Raw genomic sequence first — 26,902 nt, forward strand, 5'->3', positions numbered from 1 at the left:
GTACACGGCGGGTGCGACGCCCCCCTCGGGATCCGCCCGAGTCCACTCCGAACAGGCACCCGCGCCGACATCCGCGCCGACATCCATGTCGACATCCGCGCCGACATCCATGTCGAAACCCGCCCCAGGCCCCGCCCCGCAGTCCGCCGCCGCGCCCAAGAAGCCCGGCCGTGACCGCTACCTGGACCTGCTGCGCTCGATCGCCCTGGTCCGTGTGGTCGTCTACCACCTCTTCGGCTGGGCGTGGCTGACGGTCGTCTTCCCCTCCATGGGCGTGATGTTCGCGCTGGCGGGCTCGCTGATGGCCCGCTCGCTCGGCCGCCCGGCCCTCGGTGTGATCCGAGGCCGCGTCCGCCGCCTCCTGCCTCCCCTGTGGGCGTTCAGCGCGGTGGCCCTCGCGCTGATGTTCGCGGGTGGCTGGAACGTGGTGAAGGACCCGGACAACGGCGGCACCTGGGGCCTGATCAAGCTGATCGACTACGTCGTTCCGATCGGCGCCCCGCCCTTCCCCTGGCACGTCGGTTCCAAGTCCGGCCTGCTGGAGGACACCTGGGCGGTCCAGGCGGCGGGCCCGCTCTGGTACCTGCGCGCCTATCTGTGGTTCGTGATCGCCTCGCCCCTGCTGCTGTGGGCCTTCCGCAGGGTGCCGTGGGCGACGCTGCTGGCCCCCCTCGCCCTGACGGCGGTCCTGGGCACCGGCCTGGTCACCATCCCCGGCGAGGCGGGCAACGCGATCTCCGACTTCACGGTCTACGGCGGCTGCTGGGTCCTGGGCTTCGCCCACCACGAGGGCGTCCTGCAGCGCGTCCCCCGCTACCTGGCGATCTCCTGCTCGGCACTGCTCATGGCCTTCGGCCTGTGGTGGGCCTCGGGCCATCTGGGCCCCGACGGCTGGGACCTGAACGACATCCCGCTCGCCCAGGCGGCCTGGTCGTTCGGCTTCGTCGTCATCCTGCTCCAGTACTCCCCGTCCTGGCAGGAACTCCCCGGCCGCCTGGCCCGCTGGGACAAGTTGATCACCCTGTCCAACAACCGTGCCGTCACGATCTACCTCTGGCACAACATGCTGATCATGGCCACGGTCCCGATCATCGACCAGGCCTACAACCTCCCCTTCATGCAGAGCGACAGCGCGGTGGCCGCGCTCGACTCCTCGTACATGGTGTGGATGTTCCTCCTGGTCTGGCCCCTCATCGGCCTGACGATCCTGGCCTTCGGCTGGATCGAGGACATCGCCGCCAAGCGCAGCCCGCGGCTGTGGCCCAACGGGGCGAAGACGAAGAAGGGCGCCCCACGGGCCGGCCAACGGGGCAGTCACCGGGGCTAGGGCCCAGGCAGGGGGCGACGGCACCCCGGACATCCGCACCCGCAGTCCTCACCGTCGCCCCCGCGCTCCCGTGAGAGCAACGTTCCTTTCCGGTCACTCACAGCCACAGCCTCGAAACGCGCCCTCCCTACCTTCGGGACTCAGTCAGTCGTTGTACGACACCTGGGCACCGCACTGGAGAACCGTGGAGGCGTCATGACAGCCCCTAGTACAGCCCCCGCACCGAGCAGGGGAGGCCGCTGGATCCAGGAGTGGGATCCGGAGGACGAGACCTTCTGGAAAGAGACGGGTGAGAAGGTCGCCCGGCGGAATCTGCTCTTCTCCGTGCTCTCCGAGCACATCGGGTTCTCGATCTGGACCATGTGGTCGGTGATGGTGCTCTTCATGGGCCCCGAGTACGGGCTCACCCCGGCCGACAAGTTCATGCTCACCTCGATGGTGACGCTCGTCGGAGCCGTGGTGCGGGTGCCGTACACCTTCGCGGTGGCGGTCTTCGGCGGCCGGAACTGGACCATCGTCTCGGCGAGCCTGCTGCTCGTCCCGAGCGTCGCCGCGTTCGCGGTGATGAAGCCGGGGACCTCGTTCGACACCTTCCTGCTGGTCGGTCTGCTCGCCGGCATCGGCGGCGGCAACTTCGCCTCGAGCATGACCAACATCAACGCCTTCTTCCCGTTGCGGAAGAAGGGCTGGGCGCTCGGCCTCAACGCCGGCGGCGGAAACATCGGCGTGCCCGTCATCCAGCTCGTGGCGCTCGCGATCATCGGCGCGAGCGGGGGACCGAGGGTCCTGCTGGGGATCTACATTCCGCTCATCGTCGTCGCCGCCGTGCTCGCCGCCGTCTACATGGACAACATCGCGTCCGTGAAGAACGACACCGGCGCCGCCAAGGACGCCGCGAGGGACGCCCACACCTGGATCATGTCCTTCCTCTACGTCGGCACCTTCGGGTCGTTCATCGGCTACAGCTTCGCCTTCGGGCAGGTGCTGCAGAACCAGTTCGGGCGTACTCCGCTGCAGGCGGCCTACGTCACCTTCATCGGCCCGCTGCTCGGCTCGCTGATCCGGCCCGTGGGCGGCTGGCTGGCCGACCGCTACGGCGGGGCCCGCATCACGCTGTGGAACTTCGTCGCCATGGCCGGCGCGACCGGTGTCATCGTCGTCGCCTCCACCCAGAAGTCGCTGCCCCTGTTCACGATCGCGTTCATCGCGCTGTTCGTGCTCACCGGCCTCGGCAACGGCTCGACGTACAAGATGATCCCCGGCATCTTCCAGGCCAAGGCCGTCGCCAAGGGCCTCGAAGGGGAGGAGGCGGCCTCCTACGGACGGCGGCTGTCCGGCGCCTCCATGGGCCTCATCGGCGCGGTGGGCGCGCTCGGCGGCGTCGGCATCAACCTCGCCTTCCGGCAGTCCTTCCTGTCCTACGGCTCCGGCACCGGCGCCTTCGTGGCCTTCCTCGCCTTCTACGCGGTGTGCTTCCTGGTGACCTGGGCCGTATACCTTCGCAGCCCCGCCACCCAGACCCGGACGACCACGACCGCAGAGACGAAGCCGCAGCTCAGCTACGTCGAGGTCTGACGTAACACGGGCGACATCAAGGGGAACCGAGCCTGTCACGGGGCGTTGACAGGCTCGGTCGGCGGTGACCGTACGTAGACCCCCAGCGCGAGACGAGAGCCATGGACGACGAACAGCAGCGACCGGCCGGGCAGGGCTGCGGCCCCCTCGCGGGGTTCACCGTGGGCGTGACGGCCGCGCGTCGGGCCGACGAACTCGGAGCACTGCTCCAGCGGCGCGGCGCCGCCGTCCAGCACGCGCCCGCCCTGCGCATCGTGCCGCTCGCCGACGACAGCGAACTGCTCGCCGCCACCAAGGACCTCATCGACCAGGCGCCGGACATCGTGGTGGCCACCACCGCGATCGGCTTCCGCGGCTGGATCGAGGCCGCCGACGGGTGGGGGCTCGGCGAGGCCCTGCTCGGGCGGCTGCGCGGAGTCGAACTGCTCGCGCGCGGACCCAAGGTCAAGGGCGCCATCCGCGCCCAGGGGCTGACCGAGGAGTGGTCGCCCACCTCCGAGTCCATGGCCGAGGTGCTGGACCGGCTCCTGGAGGAGGGTGTCGAGGGCCGCCGTATCGCCGTACAACTGCACGGCGAGCCGCTGCCCGGGTTCGTGGAGTCGCTGCGGGCCGCCGGAGCCGAGGTCGTGGGAGTCCCCGTCTACCGGTGGATGCCGCCGGAGGACATCGGGCCCGTCGACCGGCTCCTCGACGCCACCGTCACCCGCGGCCTGGACGCGCTCACCTTCACCAGCGCGCCCGCCGCCGCCTCCCTGCTGTCCAGGGCCGAGGACCGCGGCCTGCTGTCCGAACTCCTCGCCGCCCTCCACCACGACGTCCTGCCCGCCTGCGTCGGCCCCGTCACCGCGCTCCCTCTGCAGGCGCACGGCATCGACACCGTCCAGCCCGAACGCTTCCGGCTCGGCCCCCTCGTCCAGTTGCTCTGCCAGGAACTCCCCGGCCGGGCCCGTACGTTGCCCATCGCCGGCCACCGGGTCGAGATCCGCGGCCACGCCGTGATGGTCGACGGGGCGCTGCGGCCGGTACCGCCGGCCGGGATGTCGCTGCTGCGGGCCCTGTCCCGCCGCCCCGGCTGGGTGGTGGCCCGCGCCGAGCTGCTGCGGGCGCTGCCGGGTGCCGGGCGGGACGAGCACGCCGTCGAGACGGCCATGGCCCGGCTGCGTACGGCACTTGGCGCGCCCAAGCTCATCCAGACCGTCGTCAAGCGCGGCTACCGGCTCGCGCTCGACCCGGCGGCCGACTCCAAGTACGCCGACGTATAAGGCCGTCGGTACAGGAGCAGGGCGCGGGCGAGGCAGGCCAGCGCGAGCGTCGACAGCAGGGCCCGTGCGACGTTCCAGGCGACCCAGGTGTCCTCGAACCTCTGGCGTACGGCGGCCGGGTCGGCGATCGTCGCGGGGTTCCCGGCGTCCGCCAGGCGGTTGTTGAGCGGGATGTTCACGGCGACCGTGACCAGGAAGGCCAGCGCGTACGCGGAGAGGGCGGCGAACACCCACCACCGGTGGGGGGACTTGCGTGACTGCCAGGCGGAGACCGCCGTGAGGACCAGCGCGCCCATGAAGCTCAGGAAGAACACCGGGTCCTGGATCACGTCGTTGACGTTCTGCATGACCTCGATGAAGACGCGGTCGTCACTGCGGGCCAGTGACGGCATGACGGCGCAGGCGAAAATGTAGAAGACCCCGGCGATCAGGCCCATCGCGACCGTGGCCGCGCTCAGGACACCTCCGGCGGTGGTACGCCGCCCCGTGCTGTTCTCTGTCATGCCGTCGAGTCAACCGGCGTGGTCCGGCGCCGGACATGGCCGAGGCGCGCGGCCCCATAAGCAGGCGTCCACTCCCCGACGGGCACAGGTCTTCCGGTCACGCGTGCAGCCATGCACTGTAGGGGGTACGACCCTTACCGACCCTCACGGCGGTAACCCCAAGGCGGTGACAGGCGCATGGCATCGGGCATGGCCACGGCCTCGTACGAGCTGCGATTCGACTCCGGGCGGATCTGTCTGGACCTCCTGGCGACCACCCACCCCGAGGAACGGCTCGACTCGCTGGACCGGCTGCGCACCTGGATCACCCGCTCCGGACTGGTCCCCGCGGGCACTCCGCTCGCGGCGGCCGACATCTCCTGGCTCGTGGGCTTTCGCGAACTTCGCGGCCATGTCGCCCAGTTGGTCCGCGGTGAGCTGGACGCGCGGCCCGCGGACGCCGCGCTCGCCCGCGTCAACGCCGTCGCGCTCGCCGCCCCGCCCGCCCCCTGGGCCGTACGCGCGGACGACGGCTCGCTGCGGAGCCGGCTGCACACCCCGCCCGGCTGCCCCGGGCTGCTCGCCGTCATCGCCCGCGACGCCCTCGAACTGCTCACCGACCCGGCGGCACGGGCGAGCCTCAGACAGTGCGAGGGGGACAGCTGTCCGATCGTCTACCTCGACACCTCCCGGGGGCGGCGCCGGCGGTGGTGTTCCAGCGAGGTGTGCGGAAACCGGGAGCGGGTGGCCCGGCATCGGCGTCGGGCGGCCCTCGCCCGGGCGTGAATCATGCGCGAACCGTGTGTGAAACGCGTCACAGTGCCGGGATCCCGGCGAGTCGATCCGGAACCTTCACTTCACCCCTACGTGATCTTTCGATCGCTTCCAGTGATCAACAAACTTCCTTCACAACTCTTCCAAGAAATATGTCCTATCTCTTTGAACATACGCACGCCCAGACGCGTACTCCGGGATGAGCGACCGACTGGGGGATCCCCCGGACACCGGAGGTAGGCGTGCGCAAGGATTCCGCCGTGGCTGATGAACGAAGGTCAAGGGCCCGACATCGCATGAATCCGTCTGCGTCGGCTTCGTCTAACGAACCCGACGAGGAGCTGATGCGTGCGCTGTACCGGGAACACGCGGGTCCGTTGCTCGCGTACGTGCTGCGGCTGGTCGCGGGGGATCGGCAGCGTGCCGAGGACGTTGTGCAGGAAACACTCATCCGTGCCTGGAAGAACGCCGGTCAGCTCAACCGGGCGACCGGTTCGGTACGACCCTGGCTGGTGACGGTCGCCCGGCGCATCGTCATCGACGGCCACCGCAGCCGGCAGGCCCGGCCGCAGGAGGTGGACCCGTCACCGCTGGAGGTCATTCCCGCGGAGGACGAGATCGACAAGGCGTTGTGGCTGATGACACTGTCGGACGCGCTGGACGACCTGACCCCTGCTCACAGGGAAGTTCTGGTCGAAACGTACTTCAAAGGGCGTACGGTCAATGAGGCTGCCGAGACTCTCGGCATACCCAGCGGCACCGTGCGCTCCCGGGTGTTCTACGCCCTGCGGTCGATGAAGCTGGCGCTGGAGGAGCGGGGGGTGACGGCATGAACGCATACGGGGGTTACGGAACAGGCGGTCCAGGAGCCATGCAGGGACCACGGGGACAACAGAACCCCGGTGACAACATCCACGAAACCGTCGGCGCCTACGCCCTCGGTATCCTCGACGACGCCGAAGCGACGGCCTTCGAGGCCCACCTCGCCACCTGCGAGTGGTGCGGCCAGCAGCTCGACGAGCTCGCCGGGATGGAACCGATGCTCGCCGCGCTCGCGGATCTGCCCGCCTCGCAGGGCACCCCGGCCATCGGTGAGTCGCTGGCCGCCCGCCCGAGCCCACAGCTCGCGGAACGGCTGGTCGACGAGGTGTCGGAGCGACGCGCGGTCAAGCGCCGGCGCGGCCTGTACCTCGTGGCGGCCGCGGCCGCGCTGATCATCGGCGGTCCGCTGACGGTGATGGCGGTCAGCGGCGGCGGCACCACCACCACCGCGTCGCCCGACTCGGCGATGGCCACCAGCCCGGCCAAGGCCGCCTTCGACGTCATGACGGACAAGAAGTCGGCCACGGACCCGAGCACCAAGGTCAACGCCGTCGTCGCGATCGAGAAGAAGGACTGGGGCACCCACGCCGTCCTCCAGCTCAAGAACGTCAAGGGTCCGCTGAAGTGCTCGCTGATCGCCGTCGGCAAGAACGGTGAGCGCGAGACGGTGACCTCCTGGGCGGTCCCGAACTGGGGCTACGGCATCGCCGACGCCAAGACGGAACAGGCGAAGAACCCCCTCTACGTCCACGGCGGCGCGGCCTTCACCCCGAACCAGATCGACCACTTCGAGGTCATGACCTTCGACGGGAAGCGGCTCGTCGAGGTGAACGTGTGAGCGAACTCAGGGCGCGCACGTAGCCTCACGGGGCCCCCTTCGCGTACGGTTGACGGCTGCCCAGCACGTCAGAAGGGGGCCCGGTGGCCGCTCAGGCTCAGCAGGAAACCGCGCTCGACCAGATCCACGATTCCGCACAGGACGATTCCGTACGGGATCGTGAGATCAGCGTCGAGCAGCAACATCTGGACCGGGTGTACCGGCGCCTCGAGGAGAAGATCCACGAGGCGGAGTTCCTGATGAACGACGCCGCCCAGCGCGGCCAGGTCGGTACACCGGGGGCGCTCGCGGAGCGCGACGCCCAGGTGTTCCGCGCGGGGGTTCATCTGAACCGCCTGAACAACGAGTTCGAGGACTTCCTCTTCGGCCGGATCGACCTGCTCCTCGGGAAGGACGGCAAGAAGGGCCCGGACGGCGCCTACACGGCCGTCGAACCGGCCGAGGGTGTCGTACGGGCGGACGAGACCGGCCAGTACGCCTCCATCGCCGAGACGCTCCACATCGGCCGCATCGGGGTGCTGGACGCGGAGTACGCGCCGCTGGTCATCGACTGGCGGGCGCCTGCCGCGGCCCCGTTCTACCGCTCGACGCCGGTCGACCCGGGACGGGTCGTACGCCGCCGGGTCATCCGCTCCAAGGGCCGCAAGGTCCTCGGCGTCGAGGACGACCTGATGCGCCCCGAGCTCAAGGCCACCCTCGACGGCCAGGAACTCCCCGTGATCGGTGACGGCGCCCTGATGGCCGCGCTCGGCCAGGCCCGCAGCCACACCATGCGGGACATCGTCGCGTCCATCCAGGCCGAACAGGACCTCGTGATCCGCGCCCCCGCGGCGTCGGTGACGTACGTGGAGGGCGGCCCCGGCACCGGCAAGACGGCCGTGGCCCTGCACCGGGCGGCCTACCTCCTGTACCAGGACCGCCGCCGGTACGCGGGCGGCATCCTGATCGTCTCCCCGACCCCGCTCCTGGTCGCCTACACGGAGGGCGTGCTGCCCTCCCTCGGCGAGGAGGGCCAGGTCGCCATCCGCGCCATCGGCTCCCTCGTCGACGGCGCGGAGGCGACCCTGTACGACTCCCCGGCCGTCGCCCGCGCCAAGGGCTCCTACCGGATGCTCAAGGTGCTGCGGAAGGCCGCCAGGGGCGCGCTGGAGACGCCCGGCGCCAGCCCGGGCCGGTCCACCGCCGACGGGGACCGGTCGGAGCAGCTCGCCTTCGGCGAGGAGGCCGCCCCGGCCCCCTCCGGCACCCCCACGCGCCTGCGTGTCGTCGCCTTCGGGCGGCGGCTGGAGCTGGAGGCCGCCGAGCTCGACCGCATCAAGCACAACGCGCTGAGCGGGACCGCGCCGGTGAACCTGCTGCGCCCGCGCGCCCGCAAGCTGCTGCTGGACGCGCTGTGGGCGAAGTCCGGGGCCGGTACGCGGCACACGGACCCGGAGCTGGCCGCCGAGCTGCGGTCGTCCTTCGACGAGGACGTCGCCTCCGAGGACAGCTTCATCGACTTCCTGAACGCGTGGTGGCCGGAGCTGACCCCGCGGGGCGTCCTCGCCGCCATGGCCGACGAGCGGCGCCTGGGCCGCTGGGCGCGGCGGATCCTCAACCCCGGCGAGGTGCGCCGGGTCGCGCGCTCGCTCAAGCGGGACGGGCTGTCCGTCCACGACGTGGCGATGCTGGACGAGCTCCAGGCGATCCTGGGGATGCCCGCCCGGCCCCGCAAGCGCCGTGAGCTGGATCCGCTGGACCAGCTCACCGGTCTCGAGGAGCTCATGCCCGTACGCGAGGAGACGCAGCGCGAGCGGGCCGAGCGGCTGGCGCAGGAGCGTGTCGAGTACGCGCACGTCATCGTCGACGAGGCGCAGGACCTCACGCCCATGCAGTGGCGGATGGTGGGCAGACGTGGCCGGCATGCCACCTGGACCGTCGTCGGCGACCCGGCGCAGTCCTCGTGGTCAGACCCCGACGAGGCCGCCGAGGCCCGTGACGAGGCCCTGGGGACCCGTCCCCGGCGCCGCTTCACCCTCACCGTCAACTACCGCAACCCCGCCGAGATCGCCGAGCTGGCCGCCAAGGTCCTCGCCCTCGCCATGCCCGGCTCCCAGTCGCCCTCGGCCGTACGGTCCACCGGCGTCGAGCCGCGTTTCGTGGCGACGAACAACGCGGGCGCCGTCGCACGGGACTCGCTCGCGCAGACGGTGCGCGGCGAGGCCGCGCGGCTGCTGGACCGTGTGGACGGCACGGTGGGCGTCGTGGTGGCCATGAACCGGCGCGAGGAGGCCGCGCGCTGGCTCGCCGGGCTCGGCGAGCGGGTGGTGGCGCTCGGGAGCCTGGAGGCGAAGGGGCTGGAGTACGACGCGACGGTGGTCGTCTCTCCGGCGGAGATCGCCGACGAGTCGCCCGCGGGTCTGCGGGTGCTGTACGTCGCCCTCACCCGGGCCACGCAGCAGCTGACGATCGTCTCCGGCGACCGCGACGAACCCGACGCGAACGGGGTGCCGGATCTGCTCCGGGACTGACACTCCCGGGGCCGACGCCCCGAATGAACTCTCGGGGTGGGAATTGCCTTACGGGGATCCTTTGTTACCTTGGATGTGACACCGGCCCGATCCAAGCCCCCGGGCCCAACCTTCGTCGCTACGAGCGACCACTTGCCGCGAGGCGAGCATGGCGGGTCGGTGTCATTGAACGAGAAGAGGCTCACGTCACCTGGTGACGTGAGCCTCTTGCGTTGTCCGGCTTTCGGCGGCCGACCGTTTCCCATAAGGCCGCGCGCTCTCGTACCGTGGAAGCGTTCTTCCGAAATCGCAGGCCTCAGCTGCGAACAAAACGTTCGCAATCCGGGGCGGCTACCACGTACCGAGGGGTAGGTGCGACGATCGGACGGCGTACCCGCGACACAGCAGTACCCGGTGAAAGCAGAGGAAGTCGGCCATGGCAACGGCGCCCAGCGTCTCCTACTCGATTACGGTCCGGCTGGAGGTGCCCGCGAGCGGAACCGCGGTCTCCCAGATCACCACGGCCGTAGAGTCCCACGGAGGCTCGGTGACCGGCCTCGACGTGACCGCCTCAGGCCACGAGAAGCTCCGCATCGACGTCACCATCGCGGCGAGCTCGACGGCCCACGCCGACGAGATCGTCCAGCAGCTGCGCGGCATCGAGGGCGTCACGCTGGGCAAGGTCTCCGACCGTACGTTCCTCATGCACCTCGGCGGCAAGATCGAGATGCAGTCGAAGCACCCGATCCGCAACCGTGACGACCTCTCCATGATCTACACCCCGGGTGTGGCCCGTGTGTGCATGGCGATCGCGGAGAACCCCGAGGACGCCCGTCGCCTCACCATCAAGCGCAACTCGGTTGCGGTCGTGACGGACGGCTCGGCCGTGCTCGGCCTCGGGAACATCGGCCCCAAGGCCGCCCTCCCGGTCATGGAGGGCAAGGCGGCCCTCTTCAAGCGCTTCGCCGGCATCGACGCCTGGCCGCTGTGCCTGGACACCCAGGACACCGACGCGATCGTCGAGATCGTCAAGGCCATCGCCCCCGGCTTCGCGGGCATCAACCTCGAGGACATCTCCGCGCCGCGCTGCTTCGAGATCGAGGCCCGGCTGCGCGAGGCCCTCGACATCCCCGTCTTCCACGACGACCAGCACGGCACCGCGATCGTCGTCCTCGCGGCCCTCACCAACGCCCTGCGCGTGGCGGGCAAGGCCATCGGTGACATCCGGATCGTCATGTCCGGCGCGGGCGCGGCCGGTACGGCCATCCTGAAGCTGCTCATCGCCGCGGGCCTCAAGAACGCCGTCGTCGCCGACATCCACGGCGTCGTGCACGCGGACCGCGAGGACCTCGTCGACGCGGCCTCCGATTCGCCGCTGCGCTGGATCGCCGACAACACCAACCCCGAGGGCCTCACGGGCACGTTGAAGGAGGCCGTGCGCGGCGCCGACGTGTTCATCGGTGTCTCCGCCCCGAACGTGCTCGACGGCGACGACGTGGCCGCCATGGCCGAGGGTGCCATCGTGTTCGCGCTCGCGAACCCCGACCCCGAGGTCGACCCGGCAATCGCCCGTCAGACCGCGGCAGTTGTCGCGACCGGCCGCTCCGACTTCCCCAACCAGATCAACAACGTGCTGGTGTTCCCGGGCGTCTTCCGCGGCCTCCTGGACGCCCAGTCCCGCACGGTCAACACCGAGATGATGCTGGCCGCCGCGGCCGCCCTCGCGGACGTGGTGACCGAGGACGAGCTCAACCCGAACTACATCATCCCCAGCGTCTTCAACGACAAGGTCGCGGGCGCGGTCGCCGGAGCGGTGCGCTCCGCGGTGAAGGCCGCGGGGGCGTCGGCGTCGGTGTCGGCCGAGTAGGCACCCCGGGCCGGTGCGGGCGGCACCGGGGGCCGCCGCCCCCGCACCCCCGCCTCGGCCCGGACGGCCTCGTCCTCGAACGCCGGACGGGCCGGGAGACCTGCGCGGGATGATCGTCGTCGGTGGTTCCAGTGGTGTGACTTGCTGTGACGATCGCCACGACGACCGCGCGTCGGCGCGTCGTGAGATGCGGCGTCCCTGGCCGCCCTCTAGGGTGGCGGCCAGGCTAGAGCCTCCCAGGCCCTGCGGTCCGCTGCCGGGAGCGGACGGAGCGTCACCACACTGAGGCAGTGGCGCTTTTCGTGTGACTCCCAAGGGTGTTCGTGTGACTCCCAGGGGTGCCGGATTGGCTTTCCCGCCGCAGGTGGGGGCAGGATGCGTCTTCGGGCGCGAGGGTCTGGCTACGGACCCGGGTCCGGGGACCGACCGAGGGCCCTGGCAGCATCGGCTTCGCCGCATCCAACATGCGGCTCCGCCGCGTGGCACGCCTCAACGGCAAGAAGAACACGGGAGTAACAAAATGAACCGCAGTGAGCTGGTGGCCGCGCTGGCCGACCGCGCCGAGGTGACCCGCAAGGACGCCGACGCCGTTCTGGCCGCGTTCGCCGAGACCGTCGGCGAGATCGTCGCCAAGGGCGACGAGAAGGTCACCATCCCCGGCTTCCTGACCTTCGAGCGCACCCACCGTGCCGCTCGCACCGCGCGCAACCCGCAGACCGGCGACCCGATCCAGATCCCCGCCGGCTACAGCGTGAAGGTCTCCGCGGGCAGCAAGCTCAAGGAAGCGGCCAAGGGCAAGTAAGCCGCGTTCGTGTGCCACGGGACGGCGCACGACCCGCAGTAACGCCAATGGGGCGGCCCCCTGGACCGGGGGGCCGCCCCATCGTCGTACGTACGACTGGAACTGTCGCCCGCGCGACAACGCGGCCGTCCGGACGACAGACAGCCACGCTCTCCGAGCTATCCGAGCGCCCTGCCCGGACCGGAGGGGAGAGGCTGAGGTCAGCCGAGCGCCTTGCCCGGCAGCTCGACCTTGGCGCCCAGCTCGACGAGCTTCTCCATGCTGTGTCTATCCGGGGGCTGTGACATCAGCGGCTTCGCCGCGGGCCCCCGGACCCCCAGCCGGGAGCAGCTGCCCCGGACCGGAGGGGAGACGCTGAGGTCAGCCGAGCGCCTTGCCGGGCAGCTCGACCTTGGCGCCCAGCTCGACGAGCTTCTCCATGAAGTTCTCGTAGCCGCGGTTGATCAGGTCGATGCCGTGGACGCGGGAGGTGCCCTGGGCCGCGAGGGCGGCGATCAGGTACGAGAAGCCGCCACGGAGGTCGGGGATGACCAGGTCGGCGCCCTGGAGCTTGGTCGGGCCCGAAACGACGGCCGAGTGCAGGAAGTTGCGCTGGCCGAAGCGGCAGACCGAGCCGCCGAGGCACTCGCGGTAGAGCTGGATGTGCGCGCCCATCTGGTTCAGCGCGGAGGTGAAGCCGAGGCGGGACTCGTACACCGTCTCGTGGATGATCGACAGGCCCGTGGCCTGCGTCAGGGCGACCACCAGCGGCTGCTGCCAGTCGGTCTGGAAACCGGGGTGGACGTCCGTCTCCAGGGCGATGGACTTGAGCTGCGAGCCCGGGTGCCAGAAGCGGATGCCCTCGTCGTCGATCTCGAACGCGCCGCCCACCTTGCGGTAGGTGTTCAGGAACGTCATCATCGAGCGCTGCTGGGCACCACGCACGTAGATGTTGCCCTCGGTCGCCAGCGCCGCGGAAGCCCAGGAGGCGGCCTCCAGGCGGTCCGGGAGGGCCGCGTGGGTGTAGCCGCCGAGCGAGTCCACACCGGTGATGCGGATCGTCCGGTCGGTGTCCATGGCGATGATCGCGCCCATCTTCTGCAGCACGCAGATGAGGTCCTCGATCTCGGGCTCCACGGCCGCGTTGGCCAGCTCGGTGACGCCCTCCGCGAGCACCGCCGTCAGCAGCACCTGCTCGGTCGCGCCGACGGACGGGTACGGCAGCTGGATCTTCGTGCCGCGCAGCCGCTGCGGGGCCTCCAGGTACTGGCCGTCCTCCCGCTTCTCGATCTTCGCGCCGAACTGCCGCAGCACCTCGAAGTGGAAGTCGATCGGCCGGCCGCCGATGTCACAGCCGCCGAGACCGGGGATGAACGCGTGCCCCAGACGGTGCAGCAGCGGGCCGCAGAAGAGGATCGGGATGCGCGACGAGCCCGCGTGGGCATCGATGTCGGCGACGTTCGCGCTCTCCACGTGCGACGGGTCGAGGATCAGCTCGCCCGGCTCCTCGCCCGGCCGGACCGTCACGCCGTGCAGTTGCAGCAGCCCGCGCACGACGCGCACGTCACGAATGTCGGGGACATTGCGCAGTCGGCTCGGAGCGCTGCCCAGCAGGGCGGCGACCATGGCCTTCGGTACGAGGTTCTTCGCACCGCGGACACGGATCTCGCCCTCGAGCGGGGTTCCGCCGTGGACAAGCAGTACATCGTCAGAGCCGTTGACGGTCATGTATCTCGCGTTCCGATGAGTTGGGCAGGAGTATGCGTCGGCAGGCCGGTTGGGCGGGAGCCGAAGAGCAAGGGTAATCGCCGCCCACCCCCCTTAAGTAAGCCCAAGGACCACCCAGCAAGGTCATAGGTTGGACACAACACGAACCGTTTCGAATCGGGCACACGGGGTCACCGACAACGGTGTGCGCGGGGGACGCTTCTCTGCGCCCTGAGCTGCATTCACTCGGGTACGGGTATTGGGTCCCCCTACGCGGGGAAGATGCGGGATCATGTCTGGCATGACCGAGGTGTCCTCGCTCACAGGGCGGCTGCTCGTGGCCACGCCCGCCCTGGCGGACCCGAACTTCGACCGCGCGGTGGTGCTGCTCCTCGACCACGACGAGGAGGGCTCGCTCGGTGTCGTCCTCAACCGGCCGACCCCGGTCGACGTCGGCGACATCCTGGAGGCCTGGGCGGACCTGGCCGGGGAGCCCGGCGTGGTCTTCCAGGGCGGCCCGGTGTCGCTGGACTCGGCGCTGGGCGTCGCGGTGATCCCGGGCGGCGTCGCCTCGGGGGAGCGCGCCCCCCTCGGCTGGCGGCGGGTGCACGGCGCGATCGGCCTCGTCGACCTGGAGGCCCCACCGGAACTCCTCGCCTCGGCCCTCGGCTCCCTGAGAATCTTCGCCGGGTACGCCGGCTGGGGCCCCGGCCAACTGGAGGACGAACTGACCGAGGGCGCCTGGTACGTCGTGGAATCCGAACCGGGAGACGTCTCCTCCCCGTCCCCGGAACGTCTCTGGCGCGAGGTCCTGCGCCGCCAGCGCAACGAACTCGCGATGGTGGCGACGTATCCGGACGACCCTTCGCTCAACTGATGTCTGTGACCAGCGGGGCAGGTTTACCGTGTTCGAATGCAGTTGCGGTGAATGCCGGATAGCGTCACGCGGGTGAAGCTGGTGGCGCAGGTAAAGCTGCTGCCGACGCCTACTCAGGCTGTGGCACTTGAAGCGACCCTGCACGCCTGCAATGACGCGGCTACTTGGGTCAGCCGGATCGCTTTCGAACGGGATGTGAAGAAGAACTTCGCTCTGCGAAAGCTCACCTATGACGCGGTGAAGTTCCGATGGGGGCTCGGCGCGCAGGCCGCCCAGCATGTGATCAAGAAGACCTGCGACGCGTACACGACGCTTCGGTCCAATCTGAAGGCTGGTAACTACGGCGGCCCTGGCTCGAAGCGCTACCGGAGGGTCACGGAGAAACCGGTCGTCTTCCGCTCCGAGGGTGCCCAGCCCTACGACGACCGCATGCTCTCCTGGCAGATCCGGGAACGCACGGTCTCGATCTGGACCGTGGAGGGTCGGGTGAAGAACCTGGCCTTCACCGCTGATCCGGAGCAGTTGGCCCGCCTGGCGTTGTACCGGCAGGGGGAGTCGGACCTGCTGTGCCGTGACGGTATGTGGTTCCTGATCGCCACATGCGAAGTCCCAGAGGCGGCGTTGAAGACCGAGCCGGTGGACTTCCTCGGCGTCGATCTGGGGATCGTGAACATCGCCGCGACGAGTGACGGCGAGATCATGGCAGGGCGCGAGCTGAATCGGGCCCGGGTTCGTGACCGCGACCTGCGGAGGAAGCTTCAGAAGAAGAACACTCCGTCCGCCAAACGCCGCCTGAAGAAGCGGCGACGCAAGGAGGCCCGGCGGGCGAAGGACGTCAATCACAAGATCGCGAAACGGTTGGTGGCGGAGGCTGGGGGTGCCTCCCACGCCCTTTAGGCAGTGGGGGAGCACCGGTCGCGGAATTGCCCTGGAAGATCTCACGGGCATCCGCGAGCGGGTACGGCTTCGCAAGCCTCAAAGAGCCACCCACTCCTCCTGGGCGTTTGCCCAGCTCGGAGCCTTTATCGCGTACAAGGCGCGCAAGGCGGGGGTTCCGGTGGTGTACGTCGATCCGGCGTACACCTCACGCACCTGCGCCGAGTGCGGGCACGTGGACAAGGCGAACCGGGCCTCGCAGGCCTGGTTCGCGTGCCGGAGCTGCGGATTCGTTGATCACGCAGACCGGAACGGCGCCCGTAACATCCAGGCCAGAGGCATGGAGTTGTGGCGACGCGGGGCCCCGTCGACGGCCCCAGCCCCACCCAGGCAGCGACAGCGTGGGGCTGGACGCAAACGAGGTGTCACAGCCAGTGGCGCGCTCGTTGTGCAAGCCGAGGAACCATAGTTCCCGGCAGTTGATTACCCTTGGCTCTCATGAGCACTCTTGAGCCTGAGACCCAGCCGCAGCGAGGCACTGGGACGGGGACCCTCGTAGAGCCGACGCCTCAGGTGTCGCACGGCGACGGGGACCACGAGCGCTTCGCCCACTATGTCCAGAAGGACAAGATCATGGCGAGCGCCCTCGACGGCACGCCCGTCGTGGCCCTCTGCGGCAAGGTGTGGGTCCCGGGCCGCGACCCGAAGAAGTACCCCGTGTGTCCCATGTGCAAGGAGATCTACGAGTCCATGGGCGCCGGCGGCGACAAGGGCAAGGGCGGCCAGGACAAGTAACGGGGCCGAAGGCCCGACGATCACAAGGCCCTCGGGGCGCGTTTCGGCGCGCCCCGAGGGCCTTTGTGTCGTGTGCGCCGGCGGTCTTTGCGGTCTTTGCGCCGGGTGCCGTTGCACATGGTGCGCCCCGTGGTCACAGAGTGGTTGAGACCTCTTGTGGACATGTTCATGTAGTCCCTAGCCTCCGGTGTGTTGTGCAGAGCGAAACCGCCATTGCGTATGTTGCAACGTCCCCCATCGGAGGATGCTCGATGAAGCTCTCTGCGAAGCTGCCCGTGAGGCTCCCCGCGCGAACGGCCGTCGCCCTCGCCGCACTTGTCGTCGCCACCGCCTGTGCCCCCCAGGCCTCCGACAACTCCTCCTCCGGAAAGGACGAGAAGACCGGCACGCTGCGGGTCTGGCTCTTCCAGGAGGTCACCAACGGGCCGAAGGAGAAGGTCGTCGACGCGGCCGTCAGCACCTTCGAGAAGGCCCACAAGGACACCAAGGTCACCATCGAGTACATCCCCGTGGAGACCCGCGCCCAGCGCATGAAGGCCGCTTTCAACGATCCGAAGAGCGCCCCTGACGTCATCGAGTACGGCAACACGGACACCGCCGGTTACGTCAAGGACGGCGGACTCGCCGACGTCACCAAGGAGTTCGCCGACTGGAGCGAGGCCAAGGACACCGACCCGACCGCCAAGCAGTCCGTGACGGTGGACGGCAAGATCTACGGCGCCCCGTTCTTCGTCGGCGTCCGCGCCCTTTACTACCGCACCGACATCCTCAAGGACCTCGGCCTCGAAGTCCCGAAGACCCAGGCCGAGTTGATCTCCACCGCGAAGAAGATCCGCGCCGCCGATCCCGACCTCTACGGGCTCGTGGTCGGCGGCGCCTACACGTACGGCGCGATGCCGTTCATCTGGTCCCAGGGCGGCGAGATCGCCCAGGGCAAGGGCGGCTCCTACGCCGCGACCATCGACAGCGCGGCCGCCCAGCAGGGCATCAAGGCCTACACCTCGCTGTTCGGCTCCGACAACTGTCCCGCCGCCAAGTGCGCGGGCATGACCGGCAACGACACCGTCACCGCGTTCGCCTCCGGCAAGGCGGGCATGGCCATCGGCGGCGACTTCAGCCATGCCGCGATCGAGGCCGGGAAGATCAAGGGCAAGTACGCGGTCGTGCCGTTGCCCGGTGTGAAGTCCGGTTCGGTGGCCCCGGCGTTCGCGGGCGGCAACAACATCGGCGTTCTGAAGAGCACCTCGCACCGCACCCTCGCCGTCGACCTGATGGAGCGGCTGGCGAGCAAGAAGACCCAGAGCGAGCTCTTCGACGCCATGGGGTTCCTGCCGACGTACACCGACGTGCGGGACGAGGTCGCGAAGAAGCAGCCGTTCGTCGCGCCCTTCGTGAAGACCCTCGCCTCGGGCGCCAAGTTCGTGCCCGCCTCGCCCGCCTGGTCGCAGATCGACGCCTCGCTCGTCCTGCCGACGATGTTCCAGGAGGTCATCAGCGGCAAGAAGGACGTGGCGGCGGCCTCGAAGGACGCGGCGAAGAAGATGAACGACGCGTTCGGCTCCGTGGGGTGAACGGGTGACCACGCAAGAGGCCGTCGCCGAACCGGCCACGGTCCCGAAGACCGTGGCCGGCGTCCCCGGCCGCCGGCGCGCCCGCTGGACCCCCTGGCTCTACCTCGCCCCCGCTCTCGTCGTCCTCGGCGCCCTGCTCGTCTACCCCATCTACCAACTCGGCCTGATCTCGCTCCTGAAGTACACCCAGGCACAGGTCAGCGGCGGCGAACCGACCTCCTTCGAAGGGTTCGGCAACTACACCACCCTCTTCGCCGACGACCAGTTCTGGCAGGTCCTGATCGCCACGCTGGTGTTCGCGGCGGCGTGTGTGCTCTCCACCCTGGCCGTCGGCTGCGCCCTCGCCGTGCTCCTCACCCGCGTACGGGCCCTGCCGAGGCTCGCGCTGATGCTGGCCGCGCTCGGCGCGTGGGCGACCCCGGCCGTCACCGGGTCCACGGTCTGGCTGTTTCTGTTCGACCCCGACTTCGGGCCCGTCAACCGGGTCCTCGGAATCGGCGACCACTCCTGGACGTACGGGCGCTCCAGCGCCTTCGCGCTCGTCCTGCTCGAAGTGGTCTGGTGCTCCTTCCCGTTCGTGATGGTGACGGTCTATGCCGGGATCCGCTCCGTACCCGCCGAGGTGCTGGAGGCGGCCGCCCTGGACGGCGCCTCGCAGTGGCGGATCTGGCGCTCGGTGCTCGCACCGCTGCTGCGGCCGATCCTGGTGGTCGTCACCATCCAGTCGGTCATCTGGGACTTCAAGGTCTTCACGCAGATCTACGTGATGACCAACGGCGGGGGTATCGCCGGCCAGAACCTCGTGCTGAACGTGTACGCCTACCAGAAGGCGTTCGCCTCCTCGCAGTACGGCCTCGGCTCGGCGATCGGCGTGGTGATGCTGGTGATCCTGCTGGCGGTCACGCTGGTCTATCTGCGCCTGCTGCGTAGACAGGGGGAGGAACTGTGAGCCTGATACCCGGCTTCGTACGGCGTCCCCGGCGCCCCTGGCGGCTCGCCGCCGAGGCGACCGCGCTGCTGATCGCGGCGGTCGTCGCCTTCCCCCTCTACTGGATGGTGCTCGGCGCATTCAAACCGGCCGGAGAGATCGAGTCCACCGAGCCCCGGCCGTGGACGCTTTCGCCCTCCCTGGATTCCTTCCGGCGGGTCTTCGGGCAGCAGGAATTCGGCCGTTACTTCGTCAACAGCCTCGTGGTGGCGGGGTCCGTGGTCGTCGTCTCGGCGCTGATCGCGTTTCTCGCGGCGACGGCGGTCACCCGATTCCGCTTCCGATTCCGGACCACCCTGTTGATCATGTTCCTGGTCGCGCAGATGGTGCCCGTCGAGGCGCTGACGATCCCCCTCTTCTTCCTGATGCGCGACTTCGGCCAGCTGAACACGCTGGGCTCGCTGATCCTGCCGCACATCGCCTTCTCGCTGCCGTTCGCGATCTGGATGCTGAGGGGTTTTGTGAAGGCGGTTCCCGAGGCGCTGGAGGAGGCCGCGTACATCGACGGGGCGAGCCGTACGCGATTCCTCTGGCAGATCCTTTTCCCCCTCGTCTTCCCCGGGTTGGTGGCCACGAGCGTCTTTTCCTTCATCTCGGCCTGGAACGACTTCCTGTTCGCCAAGTCCTTCATCATCAGCGACACCTCGCAGTCCACCTTGCCGATGGCCCTCCTCGTGTTCTACAAGCCCGACGAGCCGGACTGGGGCGGTGTGATGGCGGCGTCCACGGTGATGACGATTCCGGTGCTCGTCTTTTTCGTACTCGTACAGCGACGCCTGGTCTCCGGCCTCGGCGGAGCGGTGAAGGACTGACGTGAACGATGTGATTCCGGCGCCCCGCGCCGTCGAGGGCCCCATGCGCTGCGGGGTCGAGCTCGATGCGGACACCACCCTGTGGGCCGCGCCCGGCACCGGCGCCACGGAGCGCTGGCTGCGCGCCGCGCTCGGCGCCGCGCTCGGCCTGCCGCTGCCACCAGGGCCGCAGGACGCCCGCAACGCCGTACGGCTGCTCCTGGACGACACCCTGGAGCCGGAGGCGTACAAACTCAGCGTCGTCGTCAACTGGGGTGTCGAGATCCGGGGCGGCAGTGCGGCGGGGGTGTTCTGGGGCGCGCAGACGCTGCGTCAGCTCCTCGGCCCCGATGCCTTCCGTCGCGCCCCCGTCCGGCCGGGGACGACCTACGGAATCCCGCATCAGATCATCGAGGACGCTCCCCGATTTCCCTGGCGCGGCCTCATGCTCGACGTCTCGCGGCACTTCATGCCCAAGGACGGCGTCCTGCGTCACCTCGACCTCATGGCCGCCCACAAACTCAACGTCTTCCACTTCCACCTCACCGACGACCAAGGCTGGCGTGTTCAGATCAAGCGGTACCCGAAGCTGACGGAGGTCGGATCCTGGCGGGCGCGCTCGAAATTCGGCCATCGCGCCTCGCCCCTGTGGGACGAGAAGCCGCACGGGGGCTTCTACACGCAGGACGACATCCGCGAGATCGTCGCGTACGCGGCCGAGCGGCATATCAGTGTCGTCCCGGAGATCGACATCCCGGGGCACTCGCAGGCCGCCATCGCCGCGTATCCGGAACTGGGCAACACCGACGTCATCGACACGACCTCCCTGACCGTCTGGGACACCTGGGGCATCTCCGAAAACGTACTCGCCCCCACTGACAACACCCTGCGCTTCTACGAGGGGGTGTTCGAGGAACTCCTGGAGCTCTTCCCGGCGGACGCGGGCCCGTTCACGCGGTTCTCGGGTTTTGTGCACATCGGCGGCGACGAGTGCGCCAAGGACCAGTGGAAGCGGTCGCCGACCGCGCAGACGCGCATCAGGGAACTGGGCCTCGCGGACGAGGACGAGTTGCAGTCCTGGTTCGTCCGGCACTTCGACAACTGGCTCTCCGCGCGTGGGCGTCGGCTGATCGGCTGGGACGAGATCCTGGAGGGCGGGTTGGCGCCCGGGGCGGCGGTGTCCTCGTGGCGCGGCTACCAGGGTGGCATCACGGCCGCCCGCGCCGGCCACGACGTCGTCATGTGCCCCGAGCAGCAGGTGTACTTGGACCACCGCCAGGCCGCGGGCCCGGACGAGCCGGTGCCGATCGGATATGTCCGCACACTGGAGGACGTCTACCGCTTCGAACCCGTTCCACCGGAGCTCACCGAAGCGGAGGCGCGGCATGTGCTGGGCACTCAGGCGAACGTGTGGACCGAGGTGATGGAGGACCCCGCACGGGTGGACTACCAGACCTTCCCCAGGCTCGCGGCCTTCGCCGAGGTCGCCTGGAGCGCCCTGCCCGCCCCCGCCGAGCGGGACTTCGCCGACTTCGAACGGCGGATGGCCGCCCACTACGGGCGACTTGACGCCCTGGGAGTCGCCTACCGCCCGCCCGAGGGCCCCCTGCCGTGGCAGCGGCGACCGGGTGTGCTCGGACGTCCGATCGAGGGGGCGCCCCCAAACGTGTGAGGTGACCCCTTACCGGCGTGTCCCGGCCCGCTCGCCCCGACGCGGTGGCCCCACAAGGCAAAAGGCCCCCAAGGGCCACCGAAGAGTGGCAATTCGTACTGACCGGCGATGCCGTAGGAAAACGGACCATCTCCCTGGTGAGGGGGCGAATGCCTCCTAGCGGACCCCCGCGTCGAGGGCCCGGGAAGATGTGCCAGAGTTGCCACGTCCGCCCTGTCAGCACGTACCGTACGCGCAACACAGGTGGGACCAGGTGGGGCAGCGGGAAGGGGCAGCCGGTTTGACCACGCACGCACCGCAGGCGGCGCAGGCCGTGACGCTGCCCGCCTCGCTGGACGAGGCAGTGGCGGCGCTGGCCGCCATGCCCGCCGCCGTCCCCGTGGCCGGCGGCACCGACCTCATGGCCGCCGTCAACTCCGGACAACTGCGGCCCGCCGCGCTCGTCGGCCTCGGCCGGATCAGCGAGATCCGCGGCTGGCAGTACCAGGACGGCCACGCGCTGCTCGGCGCCGGCCTCACCCACGCCCGCATGGGACGCCCCGACTTCGCGGCCCTCATCCCGGCGCTCGCCGCCGCCGCGCGCGCCGCGGGACCGCCGCAGATCCGCAACGCGGGCACCCTGGGCGGCAACATCGCCTCGGCGGCCCCCACGGGGGACGCGTTGCCCGTGCTGGCCGCTCTGGAGGCCACGTTGATCATCGCGGGCCCGGGCGGGGCCCGCCGTGAGATCCCGGTGTCGCACCTGCTCGCGGGCATGGAGATGCTCCGCGGCGGCGAACTCATCGGCTACGTGCGCGTGCCGCTGCTGCACGCGCCCCAGGTCTTCCTGAAGGCGACCGGACGCACCGGACCCGGGCGCGCCATCGCGTCCGTGGCACTCGTCCTGGACCCGGCGCGGCGCGGCGTGCGGTGCGCGGTCGGCGCCATAGCGCCGATGGCGCTGCGGCCCCTGGACGCGGAGGCGTGGGTCGCCCAGCTGATCGACTGGGACAACAACCGGGCCATCGTGCCGGAGGCGCTCAACGCCTTCGGGGAGTACGTCGCCGCGGCCTGCATCCCCGATCCCGTGCCGGCCGAGGACGGGTCCGTACAACAGCTTCCGCCCGCCGTACTGCACCTGCGGCGCACCGTCGCCGCGCTGGCCCGACGAGCACTGGGGAGGGCACTGTCGTGACCGACGACCAGCACGGAGAGGGCGCTCCGCGCACCAGCGGCAGGTGGGACCCGCTTCCGCAGGGGGACTACGACGACGGCGCCACCGCCTTCGTCAAGCTCCCCGAGGGCGGAATCGACGCCCTTTTGGCGGAACGCGAGACGCCCCTCGCGGCGCCCGGCCACGGCTATGTGCCCCCCCGGATCACCGCGGCGCCCCCGGCGGCCGACCCCGGGGCGGCGGGCGGGTGGGGCCTGCCGGCCGAGGCGGTCCAGTGGCCGGATCCCAACGCCGCGCACCAGGAAGCCGTACGCCACGAGACCGGGCGTCAGGACGCCGGGCACCAGCAGGCGGCGCACGACGGGTTCTCGTACCACCCCGGCGCCACCGGCCAGTGGGACTTCGGGGACGCCGCCCGCGAGGGTGCGTCCCCCGGGCACCACCCGGCCGACGCGTCCGGACACGACGTCACCGGACAGTGGTCGATTCCGGTCGCCGGAGGTGATCTTCCGGACGAATCGGGCGAGTTCACCACGTCGGCCCTCGTCGAGCAGTGGGGCGGCACGCCGCCCGCCACGCTCCCGGGCGGCGCGGCCGCGCCCTGGGCGACCACGGAGACCATCGGCGAGCCGTGGTCGGCCCCACCGCAAGCGGCGACCCCCGAGGCCCCGGGGGCCCCTGAGGGCCTCGCGGAGCCCGCGCGGCACACACATACGGAATCGCCCGCCGGGGCCGCCCAGGCGGGCGCTCAGGCCGCTCACGAGGCTCCTGAGCCGCTCGCCGGGCCCACGCCCGCGACGGCCGAGGTGCACGGGACCCCGGACGGAGCCGAACCGGACTCCGACCCGGCCACGCCGACTGCCCCGGCAGCAGCCTCGGAGGACGCTTCGGAGCACCCCGCGGAGCACCCCGGGACCCCGGTGCCGGACGCCCCCGGGTCCACCGCCCCCGCGGCGGACGCGAGCGACCCGGACACCCTCCCGCCGCCCCCGCACGACGAACACCCCCTGGCCTCCTACGTCCTGCGCGTCAACGGCGCCGACCGCCCCGTGACCGACGCCTGGATCGGCGAGTCGCTGCTCTACGTCCTGCGCGAGCGCCTCGGCCTCGCGGGCGCCAAGGACGGCTGCTCGCAGGGCGAGTGCGGAGCCTGCAACGTGCAGGTGGACGGGCGGCTCGTGGCGTCCTGCCTGGTGCCCGCCGTCACCGCCGCGAGCAGTGAAGTGCGTACGGTCGAAGGCCTCGCCGCCGACGGACAGCCCTCGGACGTGCAGCGCGCCCTCGCCAAGTGCGGCGCGGTCCAGTGCGGTTTCTGCGTCCCGGGCATGGCCATGACCGTGCACGACCTCCTCGAGGGCAACCCCGCCCCCACCGAACTCGAGACCCGCCAGGCGCTGTGCGGCAACCTGTGCCGCTGCTCCGGCTACCGGGGGGTCCTGGACGCCGTACGCGAGGTCGTCGCCGAACGCGAGGCGCACAGCGCGGCCGCCGCCGAGGCCGTGCCGGACGCGGACGAGCCGCGCATCCCGCACCAGGCGGGGCCCGGCGCGGGCGGCGTCAACCCGTCGGCGTTCGAGGACCCTTCCCCGTACGACTCCCAGGCGCCGTATGAGCAGCCGTACGGACAGGACGGAGGCCAGGCGTGAGCAACGAGACCGTGACCGCGACTGCCGCGGCACCCGAGACCGGCCCCGAGCCGCTGCCGCACGGGCTCGGCGTGTCGCTGCCCGCCGCGGAGGCCCGCGCCAAGACCGAGGGCACCTTCCCGTACGCGGCCGACCTGTGGGCCGAGGGCCTGCTGTGGGCGGCCGTGCTGCGTTCACCGCACCCGCACGCGCGCATCGTGTCCATCGACACCAGCCACGCACGCGAGATGCCCGGCGTCCGGGCGGTCATCACCCACGAGGACGTGCCCGGCGCGGCCCTGCACGGCCGCGGCCGTGCGGACCGCCCGGTGTTCGCCTCCGAGGTCGTACGCCACCACGGTGAGCCCATCGCGGCCGTCGCCGCCGACCACCCGGACACCGCGCGGATGGCCGCGGCGGCCGTCATCGTCGAGTACGAGCTGCTCGACCCGGTGACCGACCCGGAGCAGGCCTTCGAGGCCGAGCCCCTGCACCCCGACGGCAACCTGATCCGGCACATCCCGCTGCGCCACGGCGACCCGGACGCGGTCGGCGAGATCGTCGTCGAGGGCCTGTACCGCATCGGCCGCCAGGACCCGGCCCCGATCGGCGCCGAAGCCGGTCTCGCCGTGCCCCGTCCGGACGGCGGCGTCGAGCTCTACATCGCCTCCACGGACCCGCACACCGACCGCGACACCGCCGCCGCCTGCTACGGCCTGGAGCCCGAGCGGGTGAAGGTCGTCGTCACCGGAGTGCCCGGCGCCACCGCCGACCGCGAGGACCAGGGCTTCCAGCTCCCGCTCGGCCTGCTGGCCCTCCAGACCGGCTGCCCGGTGAAGCTCACCGCGACCCGCGAGGAGTCCTTCCTCGGCCACGCCCACCGGCACCCCACCCTGCTGCGCTACCGCCACCACGCCGACACCGAGGGCAGGTTGGTGAAGGTCGAGGCGCAGATCCTGCTCGATGCCGGCGCCTACGCCGACACGTCCGCCGAGTCGCTGGCCGCCGCCGTCTCCTTCGCCTGCGGCCCCTACGTCGTCCCGAACGCCTTCATCGAGGGCTGGGCCGTGCGCACCAACAACCCGCCCTCCGGCCATGTGCGCGGCGAGGGCGCCATGCAGGTCTGCGCCGCCTACGAGGCGCAGATGGACAAGCTCGCCAAGAAGCTCGCCCTCGACCCCGCCGAACTGCGTCTGCAGAACGCGATGGCCACCGGGGACGTGCTTCCGACCGGCCAGACGGTGACCTGCCCGGCGCCGGTCGCCGAACTGCTCCAGGCCGTACGCGACTACCCTCTGCCCGCGCTCCCCAAGGACACCCCCGAGGACGAGTGGCTGCTCCCGGGCGGCCCCGAGGGCGCGGGCGAACCAGGCGCCGTACGCCGCGGGGTCGGCTACGGCGTCGGCATGGTCCACATGCTCGGCGCCGAGGGCGCGGACGAGGTCTCCACGGCCACGGTGAAGGTCCACGACGGTGTCGCCACGGTGCTGTGCGCGGCCGTCGAGACCGGCCAGGGCTTCACCACCCTGGCCCGCCAGATCGTCCAGGAGACCCTCGGCATCGACGAGGTGCACGTGGCGCCGGTCGACACCGACCAGCCGCCCGCGGGCCCCAGCTGCCGGGGCCGCCACACCTGGGTGTCGGGCGGAGCGGTCGAACGCGCCGCGAAGATGGTCCGTACGCAGCTCCTGCAGCCGCTGGCGCACAAGTTCGGCATGTCCACGGAGCTCCTCCAGATCACCGACGGCAAGATCACCTCGTACGACGGTGTGCTCTCGACCACCGTCACCGAGGCGATGGACGGCAAGGAGCTGTGGGCCACCGCGCAGTGCCGCCCGCACCCGACCGAGCCGCTGGACGAGGCGGGCCAGGGCGACGCCTTCGTGGGCCTGGCCTTCTGCGCGATCCGCGCGGTGGTGGACGTGGACATCGAACTGGGCTCGGTACGGGTGGTCGAGCTGGCGCTCGCCCAGGACGTCGGGCGGATCCTCAACCCCGCGCAGCTCACGGCCCGTATCGAGGCGGGCGTCACCCAGGGCGTCGGTGCCGCGCTCACGGAGAACCTCCGCACCGCCCGCGGCCTGGTCCGCCACCCCGACCTCACCGGCTACGCCCTCCCGACCTCCCTGGACGCCCCGGACATCCGCATCGTCAAGCTCGTCGAGGAGCGCGACGTCGTCGCCCCCTTCGGCGCGAAGGCGGCCAGCGCCGTGCCGGTCGTGACGTCCCCGGCGGCCGTCGCGTCCGCCGTGCGGGCGGCGACGGGCCGCCCCGTCAACCGCCTCCCGATCCGTCCGCAAGCCGCCGTGGTGACCACGACATGAGTACCCCCGAACCGACGACCCCCGAACCGACGACCCACGACCCCGAGCAGCCGCGCTACGAGCCCCCACCGAGCGTCGGGAAGCTGGCGTTGTGGGTACTGCTGTTCGTCGTGGCGGCCGTGGTGGTCGTCCTGGGCGGCGTGTACTTCACCTGAGGCGGACGCGGGCCGCGGCAGGGCGGCCTCCGATGGCTTGAATCCGCGCGTTTCCGGGCCGTACGCCCTGTGTGCCTGGGGGTTTCCGGCGTTGTCAGTGGGGCGGCGTATGGTTCTCGGTCAGTGGGGAACTGCCGCTGGGCGGCGGTGA

21 protein-coding genes and 1 pseudogene are annotated in these 26,902 nt (G+C 70.5%); 20 read left to right on the forward strand and 2 right to left on the reverse strand.

Going from position 1 to position 26,902, the window contains the following annotated elements; translation table 11 throughout:
- Nucleotides 1-109 precede the first annotated feature (109 nt).
- The 3 genes from OG568_RS30970 (at nucleotide 110) to OG568_RS30980 (ending at nucleotide 4,164) form a co-directional block, all read left to right on the forward strand.
- Entirely contained in the window at nucleotides 110-1,327 is a 1,218-nt protein-coding gene (locus OG568_RS30970) for an acyltransferase family protein (protein ID WP_329533916.1), read from the forward strand.
- A 195-nt stretch (nucleotides 1,328-1,522) separates the two neighbouring features.
- Entirely contained in the window at nucleotides 1,523-2,902 is a 1,380-nt protein-coding gene (locus tag OG568_RS30975) for a nitrate/nitrite transporter (protein WP_329533917.1), read from the forward strand.
- A gap of 101 nt (nucleotides 2,903-3,003) precedes the next feature.
- A complete protein-coding gene (locus tag OG568_RS30980) occupies nucleotides 3,004-4,164 on the forward strand; it encodes a uroporphyrinogen-III synthase (protein ID WP_329533918.1) in 1,161 nt (386 codons plus the stop codon).
- Here the strand turns inward: OG568_RS30980 and OG568_RS30985 are convergent.
- On the reverse strand, nucleotides 4,113-4,667 hold the full coding sequence (locus OG568_RS30985; protein WP_329533919.1) for an anthrone oxygenase family protein: 555 nt from the start codon (nucleotides 4,665-4,667) through the stop codon (nucleotides 4,113-4,115). The two genes, OG568_RS30980 and OG568_RS30985, sit on opposite strands and share 52 nt — an antisense overlap.
- 177 nt (nucleotides 4,668-4,844) lie before the next feature.
- Between OG568_RS30985 and OG568_RS30990 the strand changes: the two genes are divergently transcribed.
- From OG568_RS30990 to OG568_RS31015, 6 genes are all read left to right on the forward strand, one after another.
- On the forward strand, nucleotides 4,845-5,432 hold the full coding sequence (locus OG568_RS30990) for a CGNR zinc finger domain-containing protein (RefSeq protein WP_329533920.1): 588 nt from the start codon (nucleotides 4,845-4,847) through the stop codon (nucleotides 5,430-5,432).
- A 284-nt stretch (nucleotides 5,433-5,716) separates the two neighbouring features.
- A complete protein-coding gene (locus OG568_RS30995) occupies nucleotides 5,717-6,253 on the forward strand; it encodes a sigma-70 family RNA polymerase sigma factor (protein WP_054229655.1) in 537 nt (178 codons plus the stop codon).
- 38 nt (nucleotides 6,254-6,291) lie between these two features.
- Complete coding sequence (locus OG568_RS31000; RefSeq protein ID WP_266413551.1) at nucleotides 6,292-7,080, forward strand: anti-sigma factor family protein; 789 nt, start codon at nucleotides 6,292-6,294, stop codon at nucleotides 7,078-7,080.
- An 83-nt stretch (nucleotides 7,081-7,163) separates the two neighbouring features.
- Entirely contained in the window at nucleotides 7,164-9,590 is a 2,427-nt protein-coding gene (locus OG568_RS31005) for a HelD family protein (protein WP_329533921.1), read from the forward strand.
- Nucleotides 9,591-10,005: 415 nt separating this feature from the next.
- Complete coding sequence (locus OG568_RS31010) at nucleotides 10,006-11,436, forward strand: NAD-dependent malic enzyme (protein ID WP_329533922.1); 1,431 nt, start codon at nucleotides 10,006-10,008, stop codon at nucleotides 11,434-11,436.
- A gap of 520 nt (nucleotides 11,437-11,956) precedes the next feature.
- Nucleotides 11,957-12,238 (forward strand): HU family DNA-binding protein, encoded by a 282-nt coding sequence (locus OG568_RS31015; protein ID WP_007382399.1) that lies wholly within the window; start codon nucleotides 11,957-11,959, stop codon nucleotides 12,236-12,238.
- A gap of 360 nt (nucleotides 12,239-12,598) precedes the next feature.
- Here OG568_RS31015 and murA read toward each other — a convergent pair whose 3' ends face one another.
- The gene (gene murA / locus OG568_RS31020) at nucleotides 12,599-13,945 is read right to left on the reverse strand and encodes a UDP-N-acetylglucosamine 1-carboxyvinyltransferase (protein WP_266413558.1); all 1,347 of its coding nucleotides are present in this window, start codon (nucleotides 13,943-13,945) and stop codon (nucleotides 12,599-12,601) included.
- Nucleotides 13,946-14,225: 280 nt separating this feature from the next.
- Between murA and OG568_RS31025 the strand changes: the two genes are divergently transcribed.
- From OG568_RS31025 to OG568_RS31075, 11 genes and pseudogenes are all read left to right on the forward strand, one after another.
- Complete coding sequence (locus tag OG568_RS31025) at nucleotides 14,226-14,801, forward strand: YqgE/AlgH family protein (protein WP_266413560.1); 576 nt, start codon at nucleotides 14,226-14,228, stop codon at nucleotides 14,799-14,801.
- Between the two features lie 72 nt (nucleotides 14,802-14,873).
- Nucleotides 14,874-16,146, forward strand: a pseudogene (locus OG568_RS31030) (RNA-guided endonuclease InsQ/TnpB family protein).
- 29 nt (nucleotides 16,147-16,175) lie between these two features.
- Nucleotides 16,176-16,472 carry a DUF3039 domain-containing protein gene (locus OG568_RS31035; RefSeq protein ID WP_075029065.1) on the forward strand — a complete coding sequence of 99 codons (297 nt, stop codon included), beginning with the start codon at nucleotides 16,176-16,178 and terminating at the stop codon, nucleotides 16,470-16,472.
- A gap of 251 nt (nucleotides 16,473-16,723) precedes the next feature.
- Complete coding sequence (locus OG568_RS31040) at nucleotides 16,724-18,043, forward strand: extracellular solute-binding protein (RefSeq protein WP_329533923.1); 1,320 nt, start codon at nucleotides 16,724-16,726, stop codon at nucleotides 18,041-18,043.
- Nucleotides 18,044-18,095: 52 nt separating this feature from the next.
- Nucleotides 18,096-18,992, forward strand: a complete 897-nt coding sequence (locus OG568_RS31045; protein WP_329536505.1) for a carbohydrate ABC transporter permease — start codon at nucleotides 18,096-18,098, stop codon at nucleotides 18,990-18,992.
- Nucleotides 18,993-18,994: 2 nt separating this feature from the next.
- On the forward strand, nucleotides 18,995-19,843 hold the full coding sequence (locus OG568_RS31050; protein ID WP_385074489.1) for a carbohydrate ABC transporter permease: 849 nt from the start codon (nucleotides 18,995-18,997) through the stop codon (nucleotides 19,841-19,843).
- 1 nt (nucleotide 19,844) lies between these two features.
- A complete protein-coding gene (locus OG568_RS31055) occupies nucleotides 19,845-21,494 on the forward strand; it encodes a beta-N-acetylhexosaminidase (RefSeq protein ID WP_329533924.1) in 1,650 nt (549 codons plus the stop codon).
- A 280-nt stretch (nucleotides 21,495-21,774) separates the two neighbouring features.
- Nucleotides 21,775-22,668: an FAD binding domain-containing protein gene (locus OG568_RS31060; RefSeq protein WP_266582716.1), complete on the forward strand. Its 894-nt coding sequence runs from the start codon at nucleotides 21,775-21,777 to the stop codon at nucleotides 22,666-22,668.
- On the forward strand, nucleotides 22,665-24,293 hold the full coding sequence (locus tag OG568_RS31065) for a 2Fe-2S iron-sulfur cluster-binding protein (RefSeq protein WP_329533925.1): 1,629 nt from the start codon (nucleotides 22,665-22,667) through the stop codon (nucleotides 24,291-24,293). The genes OG568_RS31060 and OG568_RS31065 overlap by 4 nt, the downstream gene beginning before the upstream one ends.
- A complete protein-coding gene (locus tag OG568_RS31070; protein ID WP_329367801.1) occupies nucleotides 24,290-26,596 on the forward strand; it encodes a xanthine dehydrogenase family protein molybdopterin-binding subunit in 2,307 nt (768 codons plus the stop codon). Before OG568_RS31065 ends, OG568_RS31070 begins: the two co-directional genes overlap by 4 nt.
- Entirely contained in the window at nucleotides 26,593-26,751 is a 159-nt protein-coding gene (locus OG568_RS31075; protein WP_329533926.1) for a hypothetical protein, read from the forward strand. Before OG568_RS31070 ends, OG568_RS31075 begins: the two co-directional genes overlap by 4 nt.
- Nucleotides 26,752-26,902: the final 151 nt, after the last annotated feature.

It is taken from the genome of Streptomyces sp. NBC_01450, from assembly GCF_036227505.1.
Taxonomy (GTDB): domain Bacteria; phylum Actinomycetota; class Actinomycetes; order Streptomycetales; family Streptomycetaceae; genus Streptomyces.